Source organism: Trichocoleus sp. FACHB-262 (assembly GCF_014696035.1).
Taxonomy (GTDB): Bacteria; Cyanobacteriota; Cyanobacteriia; order FACHB-46; family FACHB-46; genus Trichocoleus.
In genome coordinates, this window is sequence record NZ_JACJPK010000017.1 from 389,622 (window position 1) to 415,176 (window position 25,555).

17 protein-coding genes, 1 pseudogene and 1 riboswitch are annotated in these 25,555 nt (G+C 48.6%); of the genes and pseudogenes, 6 read left to right on the top strand and 12 right to left on the bottom strand.

Features of this window, described 5'->3' with window-relative positions; all coding sequences use genetic code 11:
* Nucleotides 1-97 precede the first annotated feature (97 nt).
* Nucleotides 98-227: riboswitch (cyclic di-AMP (ydaO/yuaA leader) on the bottom strand.
* A gap of 575 nt (nt 228-802) precedes the next feature.
* Both H6F68_RS02890 and H6F68_RS02895 read left to right on the top strand, forming a co-directional pair.
* A complete protein-coding gene (locus H6F68_RS02890; RefSeq protein WP_190556300.1) occupies nt 803-3,460 on the top strand; it encodes an RNA helicase in 2,658 nt (885 codons plus the stop codon).
* A 485-nt stretch (nt 3,461-3,945) separates the two neighbouring features.
* Entirely contained in the window at nt 3,946-6,714 is a 2,769-nt protein-coding gene (locus H6F68_RS02895; protein WP_242065306.1) for a family 10 glycosylhydrolase, read from the top strand.
* A gap of 42 nt (nt 6,715-6,756) precedes the next feature.
* Here H6F68_RS02895 and H6F68_RS02900 read toward each other — a convergent pair whose 3' ends face one another.
* Both H6F68_RS02900 and H6F68_RS02905 read right to left on the bottom strand, forming a co-directional pair.
* On the bottom strand, nt 6,757-8,085 hold the full coding sequence (locus H6F68_RS02900; RefSeq protein WP_190556305.1) for a response regulator: 1,329 nt from the start codon (nt 8,083-8,085) through the stop codon (nt 6,757-6,759).
* A 74-nt stretch (nt 8,086-8,159) separates the two neighbouring features.
* Entirely contained in the window at nt 8,160-10,982 is a 2,823-nt protein-coding gene (locus H6F68_RS02905; protein WP_190556307.1) for a hybrid sensor histidine kinase/response regulator, read from the bottom strand.
* A 160-nt stretch (nt 10,983-11,142) separates the two neighbouring features.
* On the opposite strand from H6F68_RS02905, the gene H6F68_RS02910 reads away from it, so the two are divergent.
* Nucleotides 11,143-11,757 (top strand): GDSL-type esterase/lipase family protein, encoded by a 615-nt coding sequence (locus tag H6F68_RS02910; protein WP_190556309.1) that lies wholly within the window; start codon nt 11,143-11,145, stop codon nt 11,755-11,757.
* 175 nt (nt 11,758-11,932) lie between these two features.
* Here H6F68_RS02910 and rppA read toward each other — a convergent pair whose 3' ends face one another.
* Nucleotides 11,933-12,628 (bottom strand): two-component system response regulator RppA, encoded by a 696-nt coding sequence (rppA, locus tag H6F68_RS02915; protein ID WP_190556311.1) that lies wholly within the window; start codon nt 12,626-12,628, stop codon nt 11,933-11,935.
* A 74-nt stretch (nt 12,629-12,702) separates the two neighbouring features.
* Between rppA and hisG the strand changes: the two genes are divergently transcribed.
* Both hisG and H6F68_RS02925 read left to right on the top strand, forming a co-directional pair.
* On the top strand, nt 12,703-13,347 hold the full coding sequence (gene hisG / locus H6F68_RS02920; protein ID WP_190556313.1) for an ATP phosphoribosyltransferase: 645 nt from the start codon (nt 12,703-12,705) through the stop codon (nt 13,345-13,347).
* Nucleotides 13,348-13,445: 98 nt separating this feature from the next.
* Nucleotides 13,446-15,257, top strand: coding sequence for an ABC transporter ATP-binding protein (locus H6F68_RS02925; protein ID WP_190556315.1), 1,812 nt, complete (start codon nt 13,446-13,448; stop codon nt 15,255-15,257).
* Nucleotides 15,258-15,259: 2 nt separating this feature from the next.
* Here H6F68_RS02925 and H6F68_RS02930 read toward each other — a convergent pair whose 3' ends face one another.
* From H6F68_RS02930 to tnpA, 4 genes and pseudogenes are all read right to left on the bottom strand, one after another.
* Nucleotides 15,260-15,745 (bottom strand): hypothetical protein, encoded by a 486-nt coding sequence (locus H6F68_RS02930; RefSeq protein ID WP_190556317.1) that lies wholly within the window; start codon nt 15,743-15,745, stop codon nt 15,260-15,262.
* 378 nt (nt 15,746-16,123) lie between these two features.
* Complete coding sequence (locus tag H6F68_RS02935) at nt 16,124-16,282, bottom strand: hypothetical protein (RefSeq protein ID WP_190556319.1); 159 nt, start codon at nt 16,280-16,282, stop codon at nt 16,124-16,126.
* A gap of 249 nt (nt 16,283-16,531) precedes the next feature.
* On the bottom strand, nt 16,532-17,167 hold the full coding sequence (locus tag H6F68_RS02940) for a rhomboid family intramembrane serine protease (protein WP_190556321.1): 636 nt from the start codon (nt 17,165-17,167) through the stop codon (nt 16,532-16,534).
* A 1,055-nt stretch (nt 17,168-18,222) separates the two neighbouring features.
* A pseudogene (gene tnpA, locus H6F68_RS02945) lies at nt 18,223-18,653 on the bottom strand (IS200/IS605 family transposase).
* A 695-nt stretch (nt 18,654-19,348) separates the two neighbouring features.
* On the opposite strand from tnpA, the gene H6F68_RS02950 reads away from it, so the two are divergent.
* The gene (locus H6F68_RS02950) at nt 19,349-20,392 is read left to right on the top strand and encodes a glycosyltransferase family 2 protein (RefSeq protein ID WP_190556323.1); all 1,044 of its coding nucleotides are present in this window, start codon (nt 19,349-19,351) and stop codon (nt 20,390-20,392) included.
* 111 nt (nt 20,393-20,503) lie between these two features.
* Here H6F68_RS02950 and H6F68_RS02955 read toward each other — a convergent pair whose 3' ends face one another.
* The 5 genes from H6F68_RS02955 to H6F68_RS02975 form a co-directional block, all read right to left on the bottom strand.
* On the bottom strand, nt 20,504-21,457 hold the full coding sequence (locus H6F68_RS02955) for a glycosyltransferase family 2 protein (RefSeq protein WP_199299860.1): 954 nt from the start codon (nt 21,455-21,457) through the stop codon (nt 20,504-20,506).
* Nucleotides 21,458-21,493: 36 nt separating this feature from the next.
* Complete coding sequence (locus H6F68_RS02960) at nt 21,494-22,441, bottom strand: glycosyltransferase family 2 protein (RefSeq protein ID WP_190556325.1); 948 nt, start codon at nt 22,439-22,441, stop codon at nt 21,494-21,496.
* A 209-nt stretch (nt 22,442-22,650) separates the two neighbouring features.
* The gene (locus H6F68_RS02965) at nt 22,651-23,973 is read right to left on the bottom strand and encodes an NAD(P)H-dependent oxidoreductase (RefSeq protein ID WP_190556327.1); all 1,323 of its coding nucleotides are present in this window, start codon (nt 23,971-23,973) and stop codon (nt 22,651-22,653) included.
* Nucleotides 23,970-24,521: a dTDP-4-dehydrorhamnose 3,5-epimerase gene (gene rfbC / locus H6F68_RS02970; protein WP_190554055.1), complete on the bottom strand. Its 552-nt coding sequence runs from the start codon at nt 24,519-24,521 to the stop codon at nt 23,970-23,972. The genes H6F68_RS02965 and rfbC overlap by 4 nt, the downstream gene beginning before the upstream one ends.
* A complete protein-coding gene (locus tag H6F68_RS02975) occupies nt 24,521-25,546 on the bottom strand; it encodes an NAD(P)-dependent oxidoreductase (RefSeq protein WP_190556329.1) in 1,026 nt (341 codons plus the stop codon). The genes rfbC and H6F68_RS02975 overlap by 1 nt, the downstream gene beginning before the upstream one ends.
* Nucleotides 25,547-25,555: the final 9 nt, after the last annotated feature.

Sequence of the window (25,555 nt, forward strand, 5' to 3'; positions counted from 1 at the left end):
GGAAACAGACATCATTAACTCTGAGAGAAATCTCTTAGGGGAATCTGATATCTGCTAGGAGACCGCAATGACCGTTGCTATCAAAAGCCTGCGTCCTAGGTACTCCTCCCACTGCCGACGGAGTTAGCTGACGGGCTAAGACTGGAAGGTGTCTCTCTCAAATTAATCTTTGAGATTAGCCCCAAAAATCGGTTCCTCCGTTCCAGATGAAACAGCATTCAAGTTTTCACCTTGATGCCTATTAATCCGGATTAGGCTACCCACTGAATGTTTTAATGAACGCCTTTTTGATGTAAGAAATGCCATCAAAAGACGGTTCTATTTCAGGGCAAAGATTGTGCTCAGATGTGATTTAAATAACGTTAAGAAATCCTTCACCAACACGGTTGTATGAGGAATTCCTTATCCGAGGTTGATTGAACCCTTCATCCTTGAGACAATATAGCTCACGTTAAACCGCATGGTCATCTACCTAAAAGCAGTAGCCAAGTTTACGATCAATCAGATATTTGCCGCTGTATCCTCGGTTGCTATTCGCCAGAAATGTATGTATGAAGTGGCGATCGCGGTCTGATTTGCCCTAGATTAAGCTGAAGAATAGTCAAGCTTTAATCACAATCAATTATTAAGATTCTTGAATGCAATAACCGACTTGGCTCAACCTCCTCGTAAGGTGACGAGGTCGATCTTAGCAAACAGCTTTAGTAGCTGCGGTTTACAATTGAAAAGATGAATTGTAGGCCAATTTCTCGCGAAATTTTGCCTCTTGAGTATAGATCTCAACCTGATTGGAACTTAGTGCGTGAACGTTTCCTCTACTCTGCCAGAACTAAATTTACGAGAGCTGTTTCCCTTTGAATTAGATGCGTTTCAGTATCAAGCGATCGCGGCTCTGAATGCAGGGCGATCGGTCGTAGTCTGTGCGCCAACGGGGTCAGGCAAAACGTTAATTGGCGAGTATGCCATCTATCGCGCTCTGGCTCAGGGGCGACGAGTGTTCTACACGACTCCGCTCAAAGCGTTATCCAATCAGAAGTTACGGGATTTTCGCGATCGCTTTGGCCCTGAGCAAGTTGGGCTGCTGACAGGGGATGTATCGATCAACCGAGAAGCACCCATTTTGGTCATGACGACCGAAATCTTCCGAAACATGCTTTACGGCACCCCGATCGGTGAAGTTGGCACCTCAATGGTTGGTGTAGAAGCGGTGGTTTTAGATGAATGCCACTACATGAACGATCGCCAACGGGGCACCGTCTGGGAAGAATCGATTATTTACTGCCCACCGGATGTGCAGCTAGTCGCGCTGTCAGCCACTGTTGCCAACAGCGATCAGCTCACGGATTGGATTGGTCGAGTTCACGGCCCCACAGAGCTGATCTATTCAGATTTCCGCCCTGTTCCTTTACGCTTTCACTTCTGTAACCCCAAAGGCTTATTTCCTCTCCTCAGCCAAGATCAAAAAAAGATCAACGCCCGCCTCAAACCTAAAGGAGGCCGAGGCCAACGCAAGCGGGAAGACGAGCCTGGGCTGGCTTATGTGGTCAGCCAGTTGCAGCAACGGGATATGCTTCCAGCTATCTATTTCATCTTTAGCCGTCGTAATTGCGATCGCGCCATTACCCAAGTTGAGCATTTATCCTTGGTCAACGAGGCGGAAGCGGCAAAGCTGAAACACCTGATTGATGAGTTTTTGATGCGACACCCTGACGCTGGGCGGGCTGGGCAGATTGAGCCGCTCTACCGGGGTATTGCCGCCCACCACGCTGGAATTTTGCCTGCCTGGAAAGGCTTAGTTGAAGAACTCTTTCAGCAAGGGCTGATCAAGGTGGTCTTTGCCACCGAAACCTTGGCCGCTGGCATCAACATGCCTGCCCGGACCACAGTGGTTTCTAGCCTCTCCAAGCGCACCGATTTGGGACATCGCCTCCTCAATCCCTCAGAATTTCTCCAGATGTCGGGTCGAGCGGGCCGACGAGGAATGGATGAGTTAGGGCATGTCGTCACGGTGCAAACTCCCTTTGAGGGGGCCAAAGAAGCCGCATACTTAGCCACAGTCGGAGCTGATCCGTTGATCAGCCAATTTACTCCCAGCTATGGCATGGTCCTAAACTTGCTGCAAACTCACACCTTAGAAGAAGCGCAAGAGCTGGTTGAGCGCAGTTTTGGGCAATATCTCGCCACGCTGTCTTTGCGGCCCCAACAACAGGCGATCGCTGATCTGACTAAAGAGCTTGAGCAACTTCAAGCCCAGCTTGAGCTGGTTGATCCACAACTATTTTCTAGTTACGAAAAGCTGCAAGAGCGCCTGAAAGAAGAACGCCGCCTCCTGAAAATTTTGCAGCACCAAGCCCAAGAGATGCAGTCGGGTGACATTGCTGTAGCGCTCTCATTTGCGATCGCGGGCACCGTACTGGGGCTGAAGGGAGAGAACGTCCCTACCGCCGAGCCAATCCCAGCGGCTCTGGTAATGAAAACTCCAGGTTCGGGCCAATTTCCTTATCTGGTTTGCTTGGGTCAAGATAATCGCTGGTATGTCGTAGCGGTAGGAGATGTCGTCAGCTTGCGAGCGGAGATTCCTCGTATTAAGGCGGTAGACAGCCTCATCCCTCCCGCTGACATGCCGCTGAAACCAGGACAATGCCGCAAAGGCAGCGAAGAAACAGGAGCGATCGCCCGGCAAATTCCTCCTGTGCCTTCGCTCCTCGAAACTGCCCCAGAAGTCCAAGCCCAACTCGAACGGCTGCAAGCGGTGCAAACCCAACTAGAGGCACATCCCCTACATCAATGGGGCAATTCTGCCACGCTCTTAAAGCGGCAGCGCCGAGTCCAGAATTTGCAGGAAGATATTGCTCAACGCCAAGCCAAGTTAGAGCAGCTATCCCACCAGCATTGGGAAGAGTTTGTTCACTTGATTGAGATTTTGCAGACGTTTGGCGGCTTAGATGGCTTAACTCCGACTGTTCTGGGTCAAGCAGCAGCAGCCATTCGCGGCGATAACGAGTTATGGCTGGGCATCTCCCTGATGTCAGGAGAACTCGATGATCTGGACCCGCACCATTTGGCTGCCGCTTGTGCTGCTTTGGTCACAGAGGTCTCGCGTCCTGACAGTTGGACTCGCTACCAAGCTTCCTCGGCAGTTGAAGAAGCGCTGGGTGGCTTACGGGGCTTACGACGGCAGTTATTCCAGGTGCAACGACGGCATCAAGTGGCTTTACCCGTTTGGCTAGAAGACGAGCTAATTGCTTTAGTCGAGCAGTGGGCTTTGGGAGTGGAATGGGCAGAACTGGGAGAAAACACCAGTTTGGACGAAGGAGACGTAGTACGGATTTTGCGGCGGACTTTAGATTTCCTTTCGCAAATTCCCCATGTCCCACATCTGCCAAATTCGCTGCGCCAGAATGCCTACCGAGCTATCCAGTTAATCGATCGCTTCCCAGTCAATGAGGCGGTTGAGTAGGAGATACTGCAACCCTGAGTGTTTGATATCGGTCAATGAGGCGGTTGAGTTAGGAGATGCTGCAACCCTGAGTGTTTGATATCGAGGTCTAGTTGAGCGTGCCACGGTTTGCACTCAGGAACTAGCAAGGGTAGGATAAACAGCGGGGTAAAGCTCTACACAGAATTTAATCGGGCAGGGGTGCAGAGATCGTTGAGCTTTTGGGCCTATTTAGGGAACCCTTCAAATTGAAATAAGTCTTAAAGTCTTACTCCTAGAAAGCTCCAGTTTCTCCCTGGCAATAGCTGCGGGAAGGTGCCTGTGGCTGCGATATCCGCTTTAGGAGCTGGTTTTTTCGCATGCGTGGTTTTCATAGCAATCTGTAACAGAAGCTGTGGCCTTGGTTCCAGCGATCGCTTCGCTCTCAGTCAGTTATTTTGGATGTTGCCGATCTAGTGATGCATCAAAGGCGCTCAACTCGTTCAACTCGTTTACTTTTGAATCTGATGAGCAAGAGTCGGCTAGCGACTAGTGTTTGTTTAGGCTTGTTGCTGCAATGTCTCGTGTTGCTCTCCCCAGCAGTTGCCGAACGGGTATCTCTAGGAGTGGCACGCAGCTCAGATAATGCGGCTGACTGGGAAAGTATTACCACTCGGCTGCAAGCCGCTAAAGTCGGTTATCGGGTAATTGATTTCCAACAAGTACAGCGAGCCGCTGACCTCAACGGCATCAGCGTGCTATTTCTACCCAATGTGGAAACAGTTACAGAAGCGCAAGCGATCGCCTTAGAAGAGTGGATGAGTCGAGGCGGACGGGTGGTCGTTAGTGGCCCGGTCGGTCGGTTGTCGCCTTTAGGAGTCCGCCAAGCTTTGCGATCGCTCTTGGGGGCTTACTGGGCCTACCCTCTTTCAGAACCCACGGGTTTGCAAACCATCACGAGGCAACCCCAGTCTTGGGCACGCAAAGGCCAAGCGGCCAGTGGCCTCTGGGGAGGTGTGATTATGCCCTCTAGCCTCAGCAGCCAAACGATTGCGACTTGGAAAAGTGCTACAGGCGTTAATCCTGCTGTCACTGCCACTGGAGCGCCCAGTGACAACCCACCGGCAATCGTGACCACGGAGCGATCCACTTTCTTTGGTTGGAATTGGGGTCGGCGTTCCTCGGGCTCTGCTGAGTTTGATGGCACTTGGCTCCGGGCCGCTTTGAGCCGCTATGGTGAGGTGCCAGTTGTTACAGTTCCTATCGCAGCAGCGCCACCGCCCGCGACTTCAACTAACAGCACAGCCCCAAAACCCACGGTAGGTACCAGCACCCTCAGCCTTCCTCTCAGCTCTACACCGCCAACCGGTTCCACAGCGTTGCGTCAGGCACCTACCCAGTCTGGCAACGACCCTGCCGAGCAGGTAGCGCCTCCAGGCATAGAAGTTGAGCCTGGGGCACTCCCCATCGCCACGCTCGAAGCGATCGCAATGCGCCAAGAGCTAGAGAATTTGATCGGCAGAGTGGCAAGCGCTCTCCTCACTGCCAATGCCGCTAACAGCTCTGCTCAGACAGCTAGCTCAATCTCCACACCCAATAACACAACTGCATCCAGTTTAGTTGCCAGCAGCAAGGAGTTTGTCGCCGCTACGCCTACTGAAACGTCAGCCACGGCTGCTTTCTCTGACCCGGTTCAAGTTGTAGCCACGGCTCGCCAAGGGCTGCAAAAATTTTCTCAATTAGTAGCACAAGGAGATTACCGCAAAGCTCGTAGCCAGTGGATTCAAACTCGACGATTCCTTTGGGATAACTATCCGACTGAACGGTTACGGGCTCAACCGGAAATTCGTGCTATATGGCTGGACCGAGGCACCATTGTCCGAGCGGGCTCCGAGCAAGGACTCGCAGCTTTATTCGATCGCTTGGCAGCATCGGGCATTAACACAGTTTTCTTTGAAACCGTTAATGCAGGCTATACCATTTATCCCAGCCAAGTGGCACCACAACAGAACCCGCTCACCCGTGGCTGGGACCCGCTAGCCGCTGCCGTCAAGCTGGCTCATGCTAGAGGCATGGAGCTCCACGCCTGGGTTTGGGCCTTTGCTGCTGGCAACGAGCGCCACAACTTGCTGCTAAATCTTCCTAAGGATTACCCAGGGCCAGTCATTTCAGCCCATCCAGACTGGGCCAACTACGACAACCGGGGTCGCATCATCCCAGCGGGCCAAGAGAAACCATTTCTTGATCCAGCTAATCCTGAAGTACGGCGTTATTTGCAGCAACTTCTCAACGAGATTGCCAGCCGCTATCAAGTTGATGGCATTCAGTTAGACTACATTCGCTATCCTTTCCAAGATCCAGCGGCTGGTCGCACTTACGGTTATGGCAAAGCCGCTCGTCAGCAATTTCAGCAATTTGCCGGCGTTGACCCCCTCAAAATCTCTCCTAGCGATCGCAACCTGTGGCAGCGCTGGACTAGCTTCCGCACCCAACAAATCGACAGCTTTGTAGCCGAAACCTCACAGCAATTACGTCGAGCAAAACCTAATTTGGTCATGTCAGTCGCGGTGTTTCCCCTACCGCAGCACGAACGCATCCAGAAGCTGCAACAGCATTGGGAAACTTGGGCAGAGCGGGGAGATATTGATTTGGTCGTGCCGATGGCGTATGCAATGGATACCAATCGGTTCCAACGCCTAGTCCAGCCTTACCTAACTTCCAGCAAGCTCAATTCCACCTTGATCATGCCAGGAATCCGGCTGTTGAACCTGCCCGAAGCGGTGGCGATCGATCAGATTCAGGCGCTACGAGACTTGCCCTCTGGAGGTTATGCTCTATTTGCGGCTGAGAATTTCAACGATCGCTTGCAAACCATCTTTCAAAAAACTCAAGGACCCATTCAACGAACCCCCAAAGAGCCTGTCCCTTATCGTCAACCTTTTGCGGCGGCAGCGGTACGTTACACAGCTCTGCAACGTGAGTGGAATTTCCTTCAAGGGCAAAAGCAACTTTGGATGCGGGAACCTGCTTTAAGCCGTTGGCAAAATCAATCAAAAGCCTTAGACCAAGCGCTCCAAGCCCTAGCCGAACGTCCCGGACGCGATCGCTTAAAAACTGCCAAACGAGAATTGACTAACTTCCGGGCTCAATTTAGCAGTTGGATGAATCTATACGCCTTAGAGCATCGTTACCAAGTAGACGCTTGGGAGCACCGCCTAGACACCATCGACACCCTATTAAACTACGGCGATCGCGTGACGCTCAACTCAACACCCAACCGCTCTGCTAATAGGTAAACCCATTACTCCCAGGATTGACTGAGGAGCAAAAGCTTGGTTTCAACTGAGGGGCAAGGCGATCGCAAACTTCGTTCCTTGACCGGGTTCAGAGGTGAAACTCAAATGGCCTGCGTGTTTTTCTTCCACAATTTGCCGAGCGATCGACAACCCTAAGCCTGTACCTTTACCCACGGCTTTGGTCGTGAAGAATGTCTGAAAAGCTCTTGGCTGCAACTCTGGCGGCATCCCCACTCCGTTGTCAGAAATATAAACAACAATCTGCTGATTAACTAAAACGGTTTGAATCAAGATCTGAGGTGTAGCGGGCAGCGCTTCCTCCAAAGCATCAATTGCATTAGCCAGAATGTTCATAAACACTTGGTTGAGTAGCCCTAAATAACATTCCACCGGAGGTAACTCCCCATAGTGCTTAACCACCTCAATGGCAGGACGGTGATGCTCCTTACCCGCTACTCGCACACTCCCAGCCTTCAACCGGTGGCGCAAAATCGTTAAGGTGCTCTCTAAGCCATCATGTAAATCAGCTCGCATTTTCACGGTGGCATCCGAGCGAGAAAAAGTTCTCAAAGAAATTGAGATGTCTTTAATTCTCTCTGTACTCAACTTCATAGAATGGAGCAGCTTTGGCAAATCCTCTAATGCAAACTCAACGTCAATATCGCCTAAGGTTTGCTTCAACTGCAAAGCCGCTTCAGGACAAGCCTGCTGATAAAACTCAATAACCTTCGTGATCTCAGTGACATACTCAAACGCTGGTGCCAAGTTGCTGACAATACAGCCAATGGGATTGTTCAGTTCGTGAGCAATGCCCGCGACTAGTTGCCCCAAGGCAGACATTTTTTCGCTCTGCACCAGTTGCACTTGGGAACGTTGCAAATCTTGTAAAGCATTAGAGAGTTCAGCAGTTCGCTCTGTTACCCGCGCTTCTAGCACTTCTGTCGAGTGCTGAAGTTGAGCATTTTTTTCTTCTAAAGCTTTCGTCAGTTGCCGCAGTTGTAAATGAGTATTGACCCTAGCCATCACCTCCTGCTCTTCAAAGGGTTTGGTGATGTAGTCTACTGCCCCTAATGACAGGCCCTTCACTTTGCTCTCACTATCCGCCAGAGCCGTCATAAAAATTACGGGAATCGCTTGGGTAGACGGATCAGCTTTCAAGCGAGTACAAGTTTCAAAGCCATCTATCCCTGGCATTTGAATATCTAGCAAAATGAGTTCGGGTAATTGTTGCTGAGCAATATTAATGGCGCTGACTCCATCCATTGCTACCCGCACTTTTAGACCTACTTGTTTGAGTGCTTGAGACAACACCGACAAGTTGGTGGAGTTGTCATCCACAATCAAAATGAATCCGGTCGATTGGTCATACATAGCTGATAAGCAGTGTTTGTTAAAAGTGAAGCTGTTAAAGCGGCAAAATGAATTTAAGTCAGCAGTCTGGGGCATCACTCTGGCAGAAACTGCTTGAGCAAAGTCGTGAGTGCGTTTAGTTCACAGCCTTCAGCTAGCTCCGCTACTTTGCGGGCAAAGGGAACCAGTTGAGAATCGGCCTGTTCTAGTCGCTGAGCTGTCTCTACAATGCCGTCCAGATCTCCCATCGCTAACAGTTGGTGTAAGTGTTGCAATTCTTCTGCGGCTGGGAGTTTCCAGGTTGAATCTATACTCTCCGCTGGATCGACGGTTGCACCTAGCTGCTCCAGCTTATGGTCATAAATCCATTCCAGTTCTAGGTAGTGTTGTATCCATTGCAATAAGGTTTCAGTCTGAATCGGCTTGGGTAAAAATTCATTGGCACCCGCTGTCACGCTTCTATATTCATCCGTCTCAAAAGCACTCGCGGAAGAAGCAATCACAGCCGTATTTCTGAACTGAGAGAGCTGCCGTAAATGTCTCAGCATTTCAAAGCCATCCATGACTGGCATAACTAAGTCGGTGACGATCAGGTCAGGACGTATAGCAACTGCTGTATCTAATCCTTCTTGGCCATTGTTTGCTTCAATCACCTCGAAACCGATTGGTTCTAGTAGACTCGCTAAAACAGAACGATTTTCCCAGCGATCGTCAATAACTAGGATTTTGCGTCTGGCTCCCTGATAACCTACAATCGTGCCTTGCTGAGCTGTCCTAGAAGCAACAGCCCAATTTTTAGCTTCGGGCAGATCTGCATCGAACCAAAATTTGCTGCCTCGGCCAAAGTTGCTTTGTACTTCCAGGCTGCTACCCATCAATCCCACAATTTTTTGGCTGATTGCCAAGCCTAGCCCAGTTCCTTCAGATTGTTTCCTAATATCTCCCACTTGCTCGAAGGGTAGGAAGATTTTCTTCACTTGCTCTGGCGTCATCCCTACGCCTGTGTCTTCTACGAGGAAGCGAATTCGCCAAGGAGAGGCATCTGTCTCGAGTTTGGCCTTCTGGCTATTGGTTCCTGGTATGGCTTGCACTTCCACCCGAAAAGTCACCTTGCCGCTATCAGTAAACTTGATGGCATTTCCCAGCAGGTTGATCAGTACTTGGCGTAGTCGCTTTTCATCAGCTCGAATCCCAGTTGGCAACTCTACATCTGGCTGATAGACAAAGGCGATCTGTTTTTGCTCTGCCCGAATCCGACAAATTTCGGCAATGCCTTGGAGGAAGGACGGAAAATGGAATTCGCTATGACTCAAATCCATTTTTCGAGCTTCAATTTTGGCTAAATCAAGGATGTCGTTGATTAGCATCAACAAGTGAGAGCCACACTGATGAATGATGCTGATGCCTTTACGCCCCTTATCGGTCATGGATTCGGTGCGCTGGAGGATTTGGGTGTAGCCGAGAATGCCATTGAGGGGAGTGCGTAGCTCGTGGCTCATGTTGGTGAGGAACTCGCTCTTGGCTTTGTTGGCGCTATCGGCGACTTCTTTGGCATTTTTAAGTTCTGCGGTGCGTTCTTCCACCCGCTGTTCTAGGGCTTGGTTGGTGTTTTCTAGCGCTGTAAAGGAGTCTCGTAGTTGTTGGGCCATGCGATTGAAAGATTGAGCCAGAACAGTAAGTTCTTTGACTCCAGAAACCTCGATTTTTTGGTCAAGTTCACCCTGGGCGATCGCCTCTGAAGCTTGACTGAGTCGCAAAATCGGTCGGGTGATCCAGCGAGAGGTATAGATCCCTAGGAGCGTAGCCAACCCCAACGCACCAAGGCAAAGCCAAATCGTGTTGATAGTATTGGCATTGATTTGGCCCATGAAATCTGATTCGGGCATAGCAACCACGACGAGCCAATCTAAGCCCCACTCATCCTGCCAACGGTTCACTTGGACAAACTGACGCTGGCCGTTTACTCGGAAGTCTAGCTGATGCTGATTTTGAATTGTTTTCAGGTCACCAAAGCGATTACCTAAATATTTAGAGGTGGCTTGAATGAGAGTGTCCGGGCTTTCTACACCTCTTAGTCTTTGCGGCTTCTCATTCACCACGGAGAAGACAGGGCGATCGCTAGAACTCGCAACCAAAAAGCCATCACGCTCCAAAATAAAAATTTTGCTGGACTGGCTGACTTGGATTTGTCGTAGGAAATCTCCAATTTGAGATAACCGCTGCTCTACGCCAACACTACCAATCAGCTGGCCCGTTTTGTCATAAATCGGACGACTGGTCGCGATCGACAGGGGATACGAGTTAGTTTCCCATTGGTAAATTTCACTCCATCCTGGCTTACCCGTTTCAACGCCTTTGGCATACCAACCTTCTTTTTGATATTGGTAATCTTTAGTGCCCGGAAAGGATTGGACTGGTTGACCCTGGTCATTCGTCGCATAGTTATACAGGTCTGTGCTGCCGTAGCGCTTTGGCAAAACTAGACTGATATCGGGGTTGCCATGCTTCGGAATTGAAGACTCGCGATAGTAACCAGAGGCGATAAATTCTCCTGTTTTAGAACCGTACAGAATGTAGCCAACGTTATAAATTTTTACCTGTTTAGAGAAAAATTGCGACAAGCGATCAGCGTCTGCTGGATTCAGCAAACCTAGATCAATTTGTTCGCCATCGATTTGAGTCAGATACCGAGTGGTGGCTGCATAGTTATCGAGGTGCTGATTGACGCGATTACTTACCTCTGTTTCTAAACGGGTTGCCAACTCATTCACCGCCTTTTGTCCGTTTCGCAGTGATAAGTACCCTGTCAGCCCCACCGCTACAAAAATCTGTAGGATGAATGGAACTATCAGAACTGTCCTGAGCGGAACTTTTCCAGAGGCCTTAACTACGACATTAGGTATAGAATCAGACAACATAGCTCAGTGACCACTGAAGTCAGGATGTGTTTCTATAGTTCCCACCCTGTCAAAAAACATCCTCACAATTAAGAAAATCTGTATTTATTGTTACTTTCTAGTTTTGAGAAAACCTGTGGCCTGACCGTTTTACCCAAAGCTTAGACTTCCTTTCATAATCATGTCCGATCAAGCGGATATCCGAATTTGTTTTGTCGGAGACTCCTTCGTCAATGGCACTGGCGACCCAGAATGCCTAGGTTGGACGGGTAGAATCTGCGCTGCGGCTATTCATAATAACTACAACGTCACTTACTACAACCTAGGGATTCGGCGTGAAACTAGTGCGGATATTCGCGATCGCTGGCAGCAAGAAGTAGAGCGTCGTCTTCCAGCAAGTTGCGATCGCCGAGTTGTGTTTTCGTTTGGGGTGAACGATACCACGATCGAAGATGGCAAGCCGCGCGTTGACCCCAATGATTCGATCAAAAATGCGCGTCAGATTTTGACTGAAGCACGGCGATCGCTGCCTGTGTTGATGGTAGGGCCACCCCCTGTGGCTGATGCTGAGCAAAACCGAAGAATTAGTAACCTGTCAGGGCAGTTAGGTGCGCTTTGTCAGGGGCTTGAGGTGCCGTTTTTGAAAATCGCGGGTCCGTTGCAAGCGTCTCCGGTTTGGGTTGCAGAGGCGATCGCCTCTGATGGAGCGCATCCGAGAGCGGCGGGTTATGTGGAGTTGGCGGAGTTGGTGCAGAATTGGTCGGCTTGGCGGGGTTGGTTTCCTAATCGGGGCTAAACATTTGTTTGTGACACGCTTCTCTGTGACACGCTCCTGATCTCTGAACCCGAGCCTTGGGGGAGAATCCCCCAAACCCCCGATTGAGGGACGGCTGCGTCCCCCAAACCCCCGATTGAGGGACGGCTGCGTCCCCCAAACCCCCTCCAGAGTGCAAGACTGTCTCAAGCTAGACTTAGTTTTCTTGGGTTGATCCGAAACGGTAGCCTCGACCGTAAACGGTGTGGATGAGGGGGGTTTCGTTTTCGGCTTCGATTTTGCGGCGGAGGAGGCGAATCTGAGCGGCCAGGACGTTGCTGCCTGGTTTTTGGTCGGTGTCACCCCAGAGATATTCGTGGATTTGTTGGTGGGTGAGCAATTGACCGGGTTGCCGCATCAGGTATTCCAGCAATTGGCTTTCTTTCTCGGAGAGATCAATCGAGCGACCTTGGCGGTAGGCTAGCTGGTTTTCGCGATCGAGTTCTAGGTCTTCGACTCGCAGGCGGGAGGGTGCGGTGGTAGGCTCTATGGTGGCGGGGCGACGAAGTAGAGCCCGTACGCGAGCTAGCAGTTCTCGCAGTTCAAAGGGTTTGATTAGATAGTCATCGGCTCCTGCATCTAAGCCTTGGACGCGATCGTCTAGGGTGTCTTTGGCAGTAAGGAATAAAACTGGGGTGGTGTCGCCTTGCGATCGCAACTTCTGGCAAATCTCTAAGCCCGTTTGCTGTGGCAACATCCAGTCCAGAATCAGCAAATCGTAGTGCCCCTGCGTTGCCAAATTTCCTCCCGCGGCTCCGTCATAGGCTACATCAACACCGTATCCTTCTCGTCGCAAAACATGGCTCAGCGGATCGGTAAGTTCTATTTCATCATCTACTAATAGAATTCGCATGAGCAACCAACGGCAATTCGCGATCAGCTTTCAGCTATTATTATCCTGCTGACCGCTGCACGCTGAACGTTTCTATGATTACCGTCGCATTACCGAAAGGTGCCCTGCTCAAGGATGCTATCCGTCTGCTGCAATCGGTTGGACTCGATTTTAGTGCTTTTCTCGACTCGGCCAATCGCCAATTGCAAATTTCAGACCCAACAAACACCGCCAAAGCGCTACTGGTCCGGGCGCAGGATGTTCCGGTGTATGTGGAGTATGGGCAGGCGCACTTAGGCATTGTGGGTTATGACGTGCTACGTGAGAAAAAGCCGCAGGTGGCTCAACTAATTGACTTGAAGTTTGGCTATTGCCGCCTCTCGGTAGCGGTGAAAGCAGCGAGTCCTTACCGTTCGGCTTTGGAATTGTCACCTAACAGCCGGGTTGCGTCTAAGTTTGTCCACTGCGCCCACGATTATTTCCAAAGTTTAGATTTGCCCGTAGAGATCATTCCGCTGTACGGTTCGGTAGAGCTAGGACCGATTACAGGCATGTCTGAGGCGATCGTAGATTTGGTTTCTAGTGGCAAGACGCTGCGCGAAAACGGCTTAATTGAAACTGATATTTTGTTTGAGAGTACCGCCCGACTGATCGCCCATCCTCTCAGCTACCGCACCAATACAGGCAACCTCCACGATTGGATTGAGAAGTTGCGGGCTGCCAGCTTAGTTAGCGCTTAGCCTCTGGGTTCATTGCCTCGGCTAAATTTGTGGCAGGCTCGACCGCGCTACATTGGAGGGACTTGCCCTTTTCTGGAACTTAACGTTTAGGTCTTAGCATGGCTGGTTCATTGCCTCGGACGGAACAGCGGCGATCGCGCGAAAATGACTGGCGGCTGTTTCTCAGATTAGTGCCTTATGCTCGGCGCAGTGGTCGCTTGCTTGCCACCTCTACGGTGCTTTTGGTGCCGCTGGCGATCGCGGGAGCCATTCAACCCATCATTATTGGGCAGGCGATTTCCTTTATTAAGCAAGAACCAGCAACTTTTGATTTTCTGCAAAACCAGCCACTTCTGGATGGCATCAATATCCTGGCGGGTTTGCTGCTCCTGACGATTGTGGTGCGCCTGGTTTTGGACTCGATCCAAGGCTATTTAGTGCAGAACTTGGGCCAGCAGATTACGGCTGATATCCGGAATGACCTGTTCGATCATGTCACATCGTTAGCGGTGCGCTTCTTTGATCGCACTCCCGTAGGTCGCTTAATCACCCGTCTTACTAGCGACGTGGAAGCCTTGGGTGACGTGTTTGCCACTGGAGCCGTCGGCATTGTCAGCGATCTGTTCAATATGGTCGCGATCGCGATCGCCATGTTCAGCTTGCAATGGCAACTAGCAGCAATTTTGGTGGTGATGCTGTTGCCTGTGACAGGACTAATTATTTACTTCCAGAAAGAGTATCGCCAAGCCAACTACAAAGCCCGGGAAGAACTCTCAGCCCTCAACTCCACCCTACAAGAAAATATTGTCGGCATCGGCGTGGTGCAACTGTTCCGCCGAGAAAAATTCAACTCGGAGCTGTTCCGCAATATTAACCAGCGATACGTCAAAGAAGTCGATCGCACCATTTTTTACGACTCGGCAGTTTCGGCCACCTTGGAATGGGTCTCACTCGTGGCGATCGCGGCAGTGCTTTGGTTGGGTGGCACCTTGATTCTCCAAGGCAATTTAGCCCTAGGTACGCTTTCAGCTTTCGTGATTTTTGCCCAGCGCCTCTTCGACCCACTGCGACAATTTGCCGAAAAATTCACAGCAATTCAATCGGGTTTTACTGCAGTTGAACGGATTAGCGACATCTTGAATGAACCCATCGAGATTCGCGACCCCGTCGGAGTCACGCCCAAGCTACCGGATGCCGCCACTAAAGGGGAAATTCGCTTCGAGCATGTCTGGTTTGCTTACAAAAATGATGAGTACGTGCTCAAAGATCTGGACTTCACGATTCGTCCTGGAGAGAAAATTGCCCTAGTCGGACCAACAGGAGCCGGGAAAAGCTCGATCATTCGGCTGCTGTGCCGCTTGTATGAACCCACTCAAGGCCGAATTTTGGTCGATGGCATTGACGTTCGGAATTTGCCTCAACACGAGTTGCGACAGCACATTGGCGTGATTCTGCAAGACGGCTTCCTCTTCGCCGGAGATGTCAAAGGCAATATTTCCCTGGGCGAAGATTACCCCTTTGCAGATATCCAAGATGCCGCCGAGCGAACCAATGTCGCAAAACTAATCGAGCAATTGCCTCAAGGCTACGACACCATTTTGAGGGAACGGGGCACCAACTTATCGGGAGGCCAGAAACAGCTCTTAGCCTTTGCCCGCGTCGCTATTCGGAGCCCTCAAATCTTGGTGCTAGACGAAGCGACTGCTAGTTTAGATGTCAGTACCGAAGCTTTGATTCAAGAAGCACTAGACCGTTTGCTCGTAGGCCGTACCGCCATTATCATCGCTCACCGACTGTCCACCATTCGCAACGTCGATCGCATCTTTGTACTCAAACGTGGCCAGCTAGTAGAATCCGGTAGTCATGATGAATTACTCGAACTCAGCGGTTTATACGCTAGCCTCTACCGACTCCAAATGCTGGAGTCCTAACACTATTGATACTCTTGAAGATTTTGTCTGAGTAATGTGTTCCCTAAGAGTTGAGACGGTGTAGGGAAGTGGGTCGGTGCGGCGGCGATCGATCGCGCTGGGGGAGCAAGAAACTCCAACTCACAGGCCGCAAAAAGCATCAGCTTGGAGTTATAAGTACTAGAACAGGTTACTAGTTCCGCTTCCCAGGTCTTTCCTGGCAGAGATAGGTCTTCTAGGCCAGTCGAGCGCTGGCTAACTGCGGTCGGTTCTAAGGATTGAAGCCAATCCACATCAACCAAATCGTCAATTTGCAAAGGTTCTAGCGCTACCGTAGCGGTCTCAAGCTGAGTGACTGCCCCTGCCTCTACTACAGGCAACCCCAACGAAAGCGAAATGCGCTGAGGGGCAATATCAGATTGGAGAGCGATCGCGAGCATGGCAGTGATTGAAACGGTGCAGCCGAGACAAGCTCCGACTGTTAACCACTGCTCCAATTTCATGTTCATTCTGACTTCCCAATCGCAGGTTGATATCTATTGTAGATACAACACCCGATCCGAGAATTCTGTATTCAAACGCCTTAATTTTGTAAAGTTTTTGCCAGTCTAGCGATCGCGCTTGCGTTACAATGTTTTTTCACTCGCCGAGGGATAGCCCAAACCCTGACGGAGCAAAGGTCAGCAGTCATCTAACCTCGGTGTTTCCGGCTCTGCTTTTCTGCTTCACCGATGAGCCAGTAACCATAGGAAGTGGTAGCAAAGAAGGTAATCAACAAGAGCCAGTTGGTCGAATTAAATGCGAAGTCCATAGGATTTTCCTAGAGTTTAAGTTTCGGAGAGAACGACCGCTCATTGCAGTAATGTCTGTAAGCCTGCTACTCATCGTTAAGCAAAGTTAACTGCCTCAGTCTTTTCTCGACCTGCCTCTAACAGGTATTCGCCTGCAACACCCAAAAAGTCTAGGCTGACGGGTGCAACTAGCATGACTGCTTCTAGGATTAACTCCACAAATAGCCGTTTCCAATGCTTACGTTGCAATTTCATGGCCTACCTACCTTCTGGGGGTTAGAGTGGGTGGGAGGAGAGCAGGCTTGAGAAGATCGTTATCTGCATCAAGTTGGGTTCATAGTAAAAATTCCAGCTCTGGGTTAAATGCGAGCCTTTACTGAAATCTTTGTCTCCCCCAAATTAGCTCCAGTAAAATCACGAGCCGTATTCTCCGCAGCCTTCACTCAAGAAAAATACCAAAGGCGATCGCTATTACTGAAATACCTTGGATAGCGAAGCCCTTAATTAAGACAACAAATGGGCTGCCAGAATTCCGCCTACAAAACCAAACAAATGCCCCAGCCAAGACACACCACGGCGTGAGGGCAAAATGCCCCAAATCAAACCACCATAAAACAGGCCCACAAACAGCGAAACCATACCAGTCCAAAGACTGCGCTCAAAGTAGCCATATAAAAGTAAAAACCCCAAGTAACCAAAGATTAAGCCACTCGCTCCTAGATGCACTGAGCGGGTGGCACCAAACAGCCAAACTCCCAACCCACTGACGAGAACCGTTACGGCACTCACCACAAAGAAGTAGTGAACATCTTGGAGCATCACCAGCCAACCTAGAGTCACAAGGGGCATGCTGTTAGCCGCTAAGTGCTTAAAACTGCCATGCAAGAACGGAGCTAGAATAATGCCACTTAGTCCTCTGAGGCTACGGGGTCGAATGCCAAACCGATTCAGGGCTCCTTGAAAGATCAAAAAGTCAATAATTTCCAAGGCCCAAATTAACAGCAGTAGCCCCCCCAGAATGGTGGCTTGAGTTTCAAAGTTCTGTTCTAAGTCAGGCAGTTGTTCTGAGATTTGATTAATCTCCTGCGCCCAGGCTGGAAGATTGGTGTCAGTAGTAATTAAGTTCAGTTTTAATTCCATGCCATCCGCTGCCACTCTACCTCTCCATAGGTTCTACTAATATCCCGCCACGTTAATTTCGTACCTAGGGCTGCTGTGCGCAATGTAGCCCTGCAAACTTAATCTGGTTCAGGGTTAGGGAACTCCGCCTATCGACCAATTTCCTTAGGTGGAAGAAAACAGAAACCAGCCAAGCTAAAGTGTATTCAACAAGGGAACGGGAAGCGAGCCCAGTCCTCCTCTTACTAGATACTCAGTTAGCCAGATTTCTCCAATACAAAACTTATTAGCCTCTAGACGCCAATCTAGAGGTTATTTTTTGCTTATTTCTGCTGCAACGGGCCGACTGTATCAAAAGAAAAACCCCGGTCCCTACCGAGGTTTTAGAGAGGAGAAAGGTCCGAAATATTAAATGCCCTATTAATTGATACAAGTTCCGTTTGGTCAATTCCTAGACAATTTTCTAAATTGAGTGATTAACATAGAGCTGCCTAGGTTAATCACTCTTACGTCAGAAGTCGATAGATTAGGAAATCGGTGCAGCAAAGCTTTACAGTCTTTTTGTTCTGACTTCGTAACTTCATCCGGATTGACCCACTGAAAATCAGATCCTTAAAGTGAAGATGAAGAATTTACCTAGCCCCGGTTCAGCCTACAGGCTCGGGGTCTTTTTACCAATTGATAATTGATGATTAACCTGTCAGGGAATCCGAGATCAAGCTAACTCCGCAAACGCTGTGATTAAGTTGAAGTAAAATCCCTTAAACAGCGCAAAGAGGTCTTGATAAGTTTTAGAGAGACTAGGAGCAGAGTCGTATTATTGTGTTACCTGGATCGGGGACTGCACCTCATTTAAGCTATCAATTGCTCGGATCACCTGCATTGCTAGCACAGCCGTACCAAAATTGCTCGCTTTATACACTGCTGAAAGCAACACACGACAGTTGAGTACACCTACAATCATTTGTCGCAAAATAGGCGATCGCACATCATCTAGGTAGGCTAATAGATGGGCTTAACTCAACTACTCTGCGCTTTCAGTGCAGAGGTTGAATGGGACTGAAAGCCGAAGTTAACTACTCCACCAAAAAGTTGTCGTTATTCTGATTCGATGGTTGCCGATGGTGCTCCAGATACTCAGCTAGGAGTTCCTTGAACTCCACACTCCATAGGCAATTACCCAAAAATGTTTCCCCAGTAGCGCTTCTCTAACTCTGGGTTACTCCTATTGCAGATGTTGCAGAGGACGCGAAGGTCTACGTTGAAGCCGTTTGACGATTTTACTCATCAATTTCGACGGAGGATGCGCAATGTGTAGATGAACGTGCTCCTAACTAACTGCTCCTTTCAGAATCTTGATGTCCTCCGCATCGCAGATTTGAATGATCAGTTCTCGACGCCGTTTCTGAATCTCGCCTTTGAGGAAGTGGTAGAGGTATTTGGCGACCCAGACAAAGTGAACCTTGAATCAGGTAACACTGTGACTTCCTTTTCGTTGTTCAGCCACGACATTTTACATCAAAGCTACCGTCTTTAGGAAACGTCAGATCTGGCCCAGGATTGTGTAGGAGCTAAGGCTTCTCACTAAAGTGGGCAATTTTGGACTAGCGTCTTGAAACAATAAGAGGTCACTTATGACGATATTCCTTGTGCGATCGTTTGCTGAGCATAACTTTCGTGCACCAATCGAGATATTCAATACCTCAATGTTTTAGAAAAGGTAGTAGTTTCATATAATCTTTTCGATATCCTAGATTCAAATCCTAGATCTTTGAATTTTTCATGAAGTACTACAAGGCTAGTTGATAAAAATATATAGTATTACCAAGTAAATCAGAAGGAATACTGAGAAACAAAGCTTTGGTTAAGCAAATTTTCAGTTTATAGGATTAGTGATTTAAGAAACAGCTTCTTAAGTTTCTTAGAAGATCTACACCTTCCTTCAACTAGTGAAATGAAGGTAAGAGGGTTTGAGAGCTTTGCTCAAGAGTACAAGATGTACTTATGAGGATAGAAAATGCTATGGCCGGAAGTATTTTATTAGAAGCAGTGCACTATTCCTGTCGGTGAGGTGATCTCTATTTCCCATTTGACTCTCTTGCTCAGGGAAAGACGAATGGGTATGCTTCCGGTAATTTCTTGAATCCTCATAGCAATTCGTGTCCTAGTCCAAAGTTGTTTTGATATAAAAGGGTATCTGTTATGTCTGTATCGGAGCCACAGGTTACTATTCTCGTAGTACAACGTGAGCGTTTCAGTTTAACTCAGCGCTCTTTAGAGAGCATTTATGCAAACACAACCATTCCCTTCAAATTAATTTATGTAGACGGAAAGTCTCCCCGTCCTATTAAGGATTACCTGGAAGACCAAGCTAAGCAGAAAGGATTCTGTTTAATCCGCGAAGAAAAGCTGCTTGCTCCTAATCAAGCCCGAAACCTGGGCTTAGCCAAGGTGGATACTAAGTATGTTGTCATCATGGACAATGACGTTTTGGTGACACCAGGTTGGCTAAAAAATTTAGTGAAGTGTGCAGATGAAACAGGGGCTTGGGTTGTAGGACCAACATATCTTCAGGGAGAAATAGAAGATCAAGTCATCCACATGGCCGGTGGTTTAGCCCACTATAAGCAAGCAGGTGAGCGACGCATTTTCTTTGAGCAACATAGTCTCGCAGGCAAAAAGTTACCAGAAGTTCGTTCTCTGCTAAAGCGTTCACCAACCGAACTTGTAGAATTCCATTGCCTTTTAATTCGGGTTGAAGCTTTTGAGCAGCTTGGTCTATTTGATGAGAAACTACTAAGCTCGCCAGAGCATGTTGACCTCTGTCTTTCAGTGCGTGAGCTAGGACAAAGTGTGTACTTCGAGCCAAATGCAATTGTGAGCTACGTCCTGCCAGTTTCATTTAAGTGGTATGACCTGCCCCTGTACTTCTTGCGCTGGAATGATGTATGGAATAGAACCAGTCTTGAGCATTTTCGAAAAAAGAGAAATTTGTTGGAAAATGATCCCTTTATTGCCGGGCATTATCGATGGTTAACTCGCCATCGGCTTATACTTTTTAGACCCATTCGTAAATTTATTCAGCGCTTGTTTCCTAATAGAAGCGGTCTCAAGGTTGTACAACTACTAGACACAATCGCCAGCTATCTTTTCGTAGATGAAGTTAGAAATAAAACTAAATCCTCTGCCAATGATATGGCCTCAACCAGCGAGACAAGTGCTCGTTCTCCCGTCACGCTCAGCTAAGATCTTGGATCTTGTTTTGACTTAGGGTAGGGTTTGCTTAAGAGCCGTAGTTCAGGCGTGCCTGAACTACGGCTCAGCCAAGTTAAGACAAATAATTCTCGGAGGTTTAAGTTAGAGACTGACGTGCCAGCTAGGTACATTACCCATAAAATCTCCCCTTCTCAAGAAATATATGACCAGCATTGAGGCTACAGGAAGCTTTTTGAACCAAGATGTACCCGAGTGTTTTACTAAACTCAAATAAAGCCTGAACTCTTTGTAGCGAGGCTCAGGAATTGTTTTAAACTCATAATAAATCTGCTCCCATAGGTTGAATTCGTTTTGATAATTTTGAGATAAAAATTGAAATAAACGCTTCAAATGCTCTAGGTTTCTTTCTTTTTTGACGCCATAAAAATTATTTTTTCCATGTACTCTATATTTAACTAGAGACTGGGATAGGTAAAACTTCCTGGCTCCTACAATTGAAGCCCCAAATACCAAACAATCATCTGCACGGGTTCGCCAATCCTCTAAATAAGGAATGGGCAAAATCTTTTCAAGCGTAGCTCTACTCATTGATAAAGTTGAAGTGGGGGAACCCAGCCATCTTCTACGGTGAAGAGTTGAAATGGCAGAACACCCTAAATCACGATCGCGTTCATAATAAAACACGAATTGGGTCTCTCCGCCAAAGCGCTCAAACGCACAGAACAAAAAATCACACTTTTCGTTCTGCTCGTAAAACTTTAATCCTTCTTCAATGTAGTTTTCTTCGTAAATATCATCGGCATCCAAGAAAAATATGATGTCACCTGTGGACACCTCAAATCCTACATTAAAACACGAAAGTTGTCCTTGATTTTTATCTTTCAGGACTAACTTAATATTATTATGATTCAAAAAACTATTTTGTAGGAGTTGCTGAGAATTATCGGTTGAACAATCATCCACAACAATAATTTCATCAACTTTTCTGGATTGTTTTAGAACACTTTCTATAGCGTTTATCAAATACTGTTGATAATTGTAATTACTAATCAAAACAGAGATTTTCATGAGAAACAATTTAATTGCTTGACCCAAAAAGCTTGCTCTCTTCGTAATTGACTGACTTAAATATTATGAGATTGGAAAAACATTCTGCAAAATTTTTTTAGCTTTTTTTCTCGCCCGCAAAATCAATCCAGGTTGGGAAACTTCTGCAAGCCTCCTTTGTATTAATCTGTCTGTTTGTGCATCCCGAATCAAAAACTCTGGATGCTTAAGCGGAAAAATCATTTCTTCAAGGGAAACTTTAGCACGCCAGTCATCACTGTTTCTGGTGTTAGTTGCTTCAGGACCAAACCCAATATTTCTGATCATGTTGCTATTAGGGAGAATGCTAAGACCACTTTGAATCCAGCAGGCGAATCGCCACTGATAGTCCCATGTCGCTCTATACTTACCATCTACACAGGATTGAAAAACTTTGGTCCAGAACTTCACAGTTTCTGGATCTTGAAGTAAATCTGTCAACCAGTCCGAATCTCGAATTTCTGGCCACAGTTCCATATCGATATCTGAAAACTGGAGCCAAGCACGACGCCACGAAGCCCATCCCCAACAACTGCCGTAACGAGAAAAGCGGTAGCTATATCCGCCTCGCTCACTTTTAACTTGTTGGTTATTTCCAGAAATAGTCATAACCCGCTCATCGTCCCGGTATCGTTCGAGAAGATCTTGACAGAAACGGAAAAATGTTGGGCTTGGTAAAGTGTCATCCTCTAAGATGATCGCTTCCTCTACCGTTTGAAAAGCCCAATTTAAACCTGTTGTAAATCTCTCTCTTAAACCTAGATTAGTGTCAGAGTAGTTTTTCAGAACTTCACAATTCCAATCAACTTGATCGACAATAGCGCGAGTCAAGGCACATTGCTCTGCTTCCTCCGGACGATTGTTCCGAGGACCATCCGCAATCACCAAGAGTTTGGGCGGCTTCGCTTGACGAATGACTTCAAAAACTTTTTCACTAGTATTGGGCCGCTTGAAGATAATAAAGACAACTGGAGTTGTTAACTGCCAATCCATTAAGTCGCTCCTCACAGTTTTCGATCGCTACAAAATAAGTTTTTCAAGGCCTAATTCTTTAAAGTTAGCTATTCTAACCTTTAGATTACTGCCATATAGTTCGTAACGTAAACTGCTTTACTGAAATACATTCACGCAACTCTCAATCAATATTTTTCCATTGAAATTTGAACTCACGTACCATAATCTATACTTGGAGTTTTTTGCAGTTAAGCCCTAACTCCCACATTTATGGGGGTTTTAGTCATGCCAAAGTATTCGCTTTGCTCAGTCCGCAGTTTATCGCCCAGTCTTCCTCTAGGTAGCTCAATGTCGTCGTAGGTGAGCGCTTGGTCTTTGGGCACATCCCGCTTCAAACGGCAGCCTTCGGCCAAGCCCATTGGTAAGAGGTTTTGGGCTTGGGTAACATCGGAGTTCTCGCACTGGCCGTAGGTCATGTAGAAGCCAATGCCATCCAGGGTTTCTCCCGCTTTCAGGTCAATCTTGGCAGTGGTAACCACATCCACGACAGGACTGCCCAAAGGAGCCATGACGGGATCTTGGAACAGCACGGCGCGAGCCACCGAGAGAGGAACTTCAAAGTGGCAGAGGTGGTAGGGCGTGTAGAAACTGTAGAGAGGGCCTTCACCCAACTTGTACAGGTTTAGGTAGTGCTGCTGTTTGGGGTCATCGTGGGTGCCGAAGACAAACACTCCTGGGCCTGGTTTAGTGCCAACTACATAGTCCACAATGCCGCCCAGCTCTTTCAGTTGATCTACGTCGTACATGTGGGTCATTTCATCAACATGACCAGTGTAGTCGTAGCCCAACATACCCCGCTTGGCAACTTTCATGCTCGTTGCGTTGGCAACGATCGCCTGCTCAAAGGAGATCTTGCTCCCATCGGCGAAACTAGTCACCATATGAGCTTTTTGGCCCCAACGCTTGGCAAACCCTTCTTGAGTGGTGGGGTTGCGGTAGGGGTCTTGCAAACCTTTGATGTTGCCGCACAGCAGGGGAGTTAAGCCAATGCTCTTGACGAAGCGGTACAGGTTCATCTGCACGCCTGGTTGGTCGCCATCACAGGCGGAGAGAATCACACCTTCCCGGTCAGCATAGACTTTGAGGATGGGGCCGATGGTGCCGTCGAGCTCGGCATTCATCAAGATCACATGCTTGTGGTGGGCGATCGCTTCCAGCACCACTTGAGCGCCAAATTCGATCGTGCCTGTAACTTCGACGAGTGCGTCAATACCTTCGGCTTGGCACAACAGCATCGCGTCATCAGTAACCGCATACTGACCTTGGGCGATCGCAGCCTCTAAATCAGCGACCGTGTTCACCACACGAACATCGGTGATGCCTGCTTCGGTGTAAGCCCGTTTGGCTCCATCCAGGTTGCGGTTAAAGATGGCGACCAACTCCATTCCTGGTACCGAGTTAGCAATTTGGTTGGCAATGCCTCGGCCCATGAATCCAGCGCCGATCATGCCGACTCGGACGGGGTTGCCTGCTTCAGCGCGGGCTTGTAACGCGCGATCGACAATAATCATGCCTGTGCTCCTACCATTACCGTTTCAAACAAGGGCCAAGATTGGTCTTTTTCCGAAATTTCTGTGACGGGCAAAGGCCATGCAATTTTGAAAAATGGGTCGTTATACCGCAAACCCCGCTCGTAGCCAGGAGTGTAGAATTCTCCTACTTGGTAAATTACTTCTGCCCCATCAGTCAGCGCCTGATAGCCGTGAGCAAACATTTCAGGCACATACAGCGCCCGACGGTTTTCTGCGGTTAGCTCAATGCCAAAGTGTACCAAATAGGTGGGAGAGTCTGGACGCATATCAATGATCACGTCATAGATTCCCCCCTGGGTGCAGCGAATCAGTTTGGTTTCAGCGGCGGGAGGAGTTTGATAATGCATCCCGCGCAACGTCCCCTGCTTATGGTTGTAGGAGAGATTGCACTGTGCCACAGTGGGCTTGAGGCCGTGGTCTTCAAACTCTTTGGCACAGAAGGTACGAGCAAAGAAACCGCGATGGTCGTTGCGGTGTTCTAGGTCAATGACAAAGGCACCCTTGAGTGGCGTTTCGGTGAATAGCATTACTGTCTCCAGAAGAAATCTTGGTCAATTTGCTGCGTCCGCAGGAGATATTCCAACTGTTTTAGGCGGGTGAAGCCTCTAGATAGGAAGGTGGCTTCATCCATGTCGATTTGGTCAAACAAATCAAACAATTGTTGAGCACCGCGTCGGGCATCCCACTCACACTTAAAGCCAGGCAGGATGGTGTTGATCTTCTCGAAAGAAACGCGATAGCTGCGATTATCCGCCACATTCGCGCCGAAGCTGAGCTGACATCCAGTAAAGATATCCGCAACGATTTCCGCAATCTCTTTGACGCGATAGTTATGCGCCGTATCCCCAACGTTGAAGATTTGGTTGTGGATAATATCGCGGGGAGCTTCCAGGACGCAGAGAAGAGCTTTAGCAATATCTAAAGCGTGAACCAAAGGCCGCCAAGGAGTCCCATCGCTGATCATCTTGATCTCTTTGGTCGTCCAAGCCAGACCCGCCAAGTTGTTCAGCACAATGTCGAAGCGCATCCGGGGAGAAGCCCCAAAGGCGGTGGCGTTCCGCATGAAGGTGGGAGAGAAGTTGTCGTCTGCCATCGGCTGCAAGTCACGCTCTACCAAGGTTTTGCAGATGGCATAAGCGGTTTGTGGATTGACTTCTGACTCCTCCGTGACATCTTGACCCGTTGCCACGCCGTAGACGCTGCAAGAAGACATATAGACAAAGCGGCGCACGCCAGCGGCTTTCGCCAATTCTGCCAGGCGTACCGAGCCTTTGTGGTTGATGTCGTAGGTGATGTTGGGGGAGAGCTGTCCGGTGGGATCGTTGGACAGTTCCGCCATGTGAACGATCGCATCGACGCCTTGCAAATCTTCAGCGGTGATGTGACGAATATCTTTGTTGAGGGTTTTAGCGGTAAGGTCAGTGGCGTTGTAGAGCCAGCCAACTTTGTAATATCCAGTGTCTACCCCAATCACCTCGTGACCGTGCTTCATCAGCAGCGGCGCAAACAGAGAGCCGAGATATCCTTCTGTGCCAGTGACCAATACTTTCATGGGTGTGAA

What these genes read in the sequence shown, in the direction of transcription:
- H6F68_RS02910 (WP_190556309.1), top strand. Translation starts at nt 11,143, where the DNA reads ATGTCCGATCAAGCGGATATCCGAATTTGTTTTGTCGGAGACTCCTTC.
- rfbC (WP_190554055.1), bottom strand. Translation starts at nt 24,521, where the DNA reads ATGCTATTCACCGAAACGCCACTCAAGGGTGCCTTTGTCATTGACCTA.
- H6F68_RS02950 (WP_190556323.1), top strand. Translation starts at nt 19,349, where the DNA reads ATGTCTGTATCGGAGCCACAGGTTACTATTCTCGTAGTACAACGTGAG.
- H6F68_RS02975 (WP_190556329.1), bottom strand. Translation starts at nt 25,546, where the DNA reads ATGAAAGTATTGGTCACTGGCACAGAAGGATATCTCGGCTCTCTGTTT.
- H6F68_RS02935 (WP_190556319.1), bottom strand. Translation starts at nt 16,282, where the DNA reads ATGAAATTGCAACGTAAGCATTGGAAACGGCTATTTGTGGAGTTAATC.
- H6F68_RS02940 (WP_190556321.1), bottom strand. Translation starts at nt 17,167, where the DNA reads ATGGAATTAAAACTGAACTTAATTACTACTGACACCAATCTTCCAGCC.
- H6F68_RS02965 (WP_190556327.1), bottom strand. Translation starts at nt 23,973, where the DNA reads ATGATTATTGTCGATCGCGCGTTACAAGCCCGCGCTGAAGCAGGCAAC.
- hisG (WP_190556313.1), top strand. Translation starts at nt 12,703, where the DNA reads ATGATTACCGTCGCATTACCGAAAGGTGCCCTGCTCAAGGATGCTATC.
- H6F68_RS02905 (WP_190556307.1), bottom strand. Translation starts at nt 10,982, where the DNA reads ATGTTGTCTGATTCTATACCTAATGTCGTAGTTAAGGCCTCTGGAAAA.
- H6F68_RS02930 (WP_190556317.1), bottom strand. Translation starts at nt 15,745, where the DNA reads ATGAACATGAAATTGGAGCAGTGGTTAACAGTCGGAGCTTGTCTCGGC.
- H6F68_RS02960 (WP_190556325.1), bottom strand. Translation starts at nt 22,441, where the DNA reads ATGGATTGGCAGTTAACAACTCCAGTTGTCTTTATTATCTTCAAGCGG.
- H6F68_RS02900 (WP_190556305.1), bottom strand. Translation starts at nt 8,085, where the DNA reads ATGTATGACCAATCGACCGGATTCATTTTGATTGTGGATGACAACTCC.
- H6F68_RS02925 (WP_190556315.1), top strand. Translation starts at nt 13,446, where the DNA reads ATGGCTGGTTCATTGCCTCGGACGGAACAGCGGCGATCGCGCGAAAAT.
- H6F68_RS02895 (WP_242065306.1), top strand. Translation starts at nt 3,946, where the DNA reads ATGAGCAAGAGTCGGCTAGCGACTAGTGTTTGTTTAGGCTTGTTGCTG.
- rppA (WP_190556311.1), bottom strand. Translation starts at nt 12,628, where the DNA reads ATGCGAATTCTATTAGTAGATGATGAAATAGAACTTACCGATCCGCTG.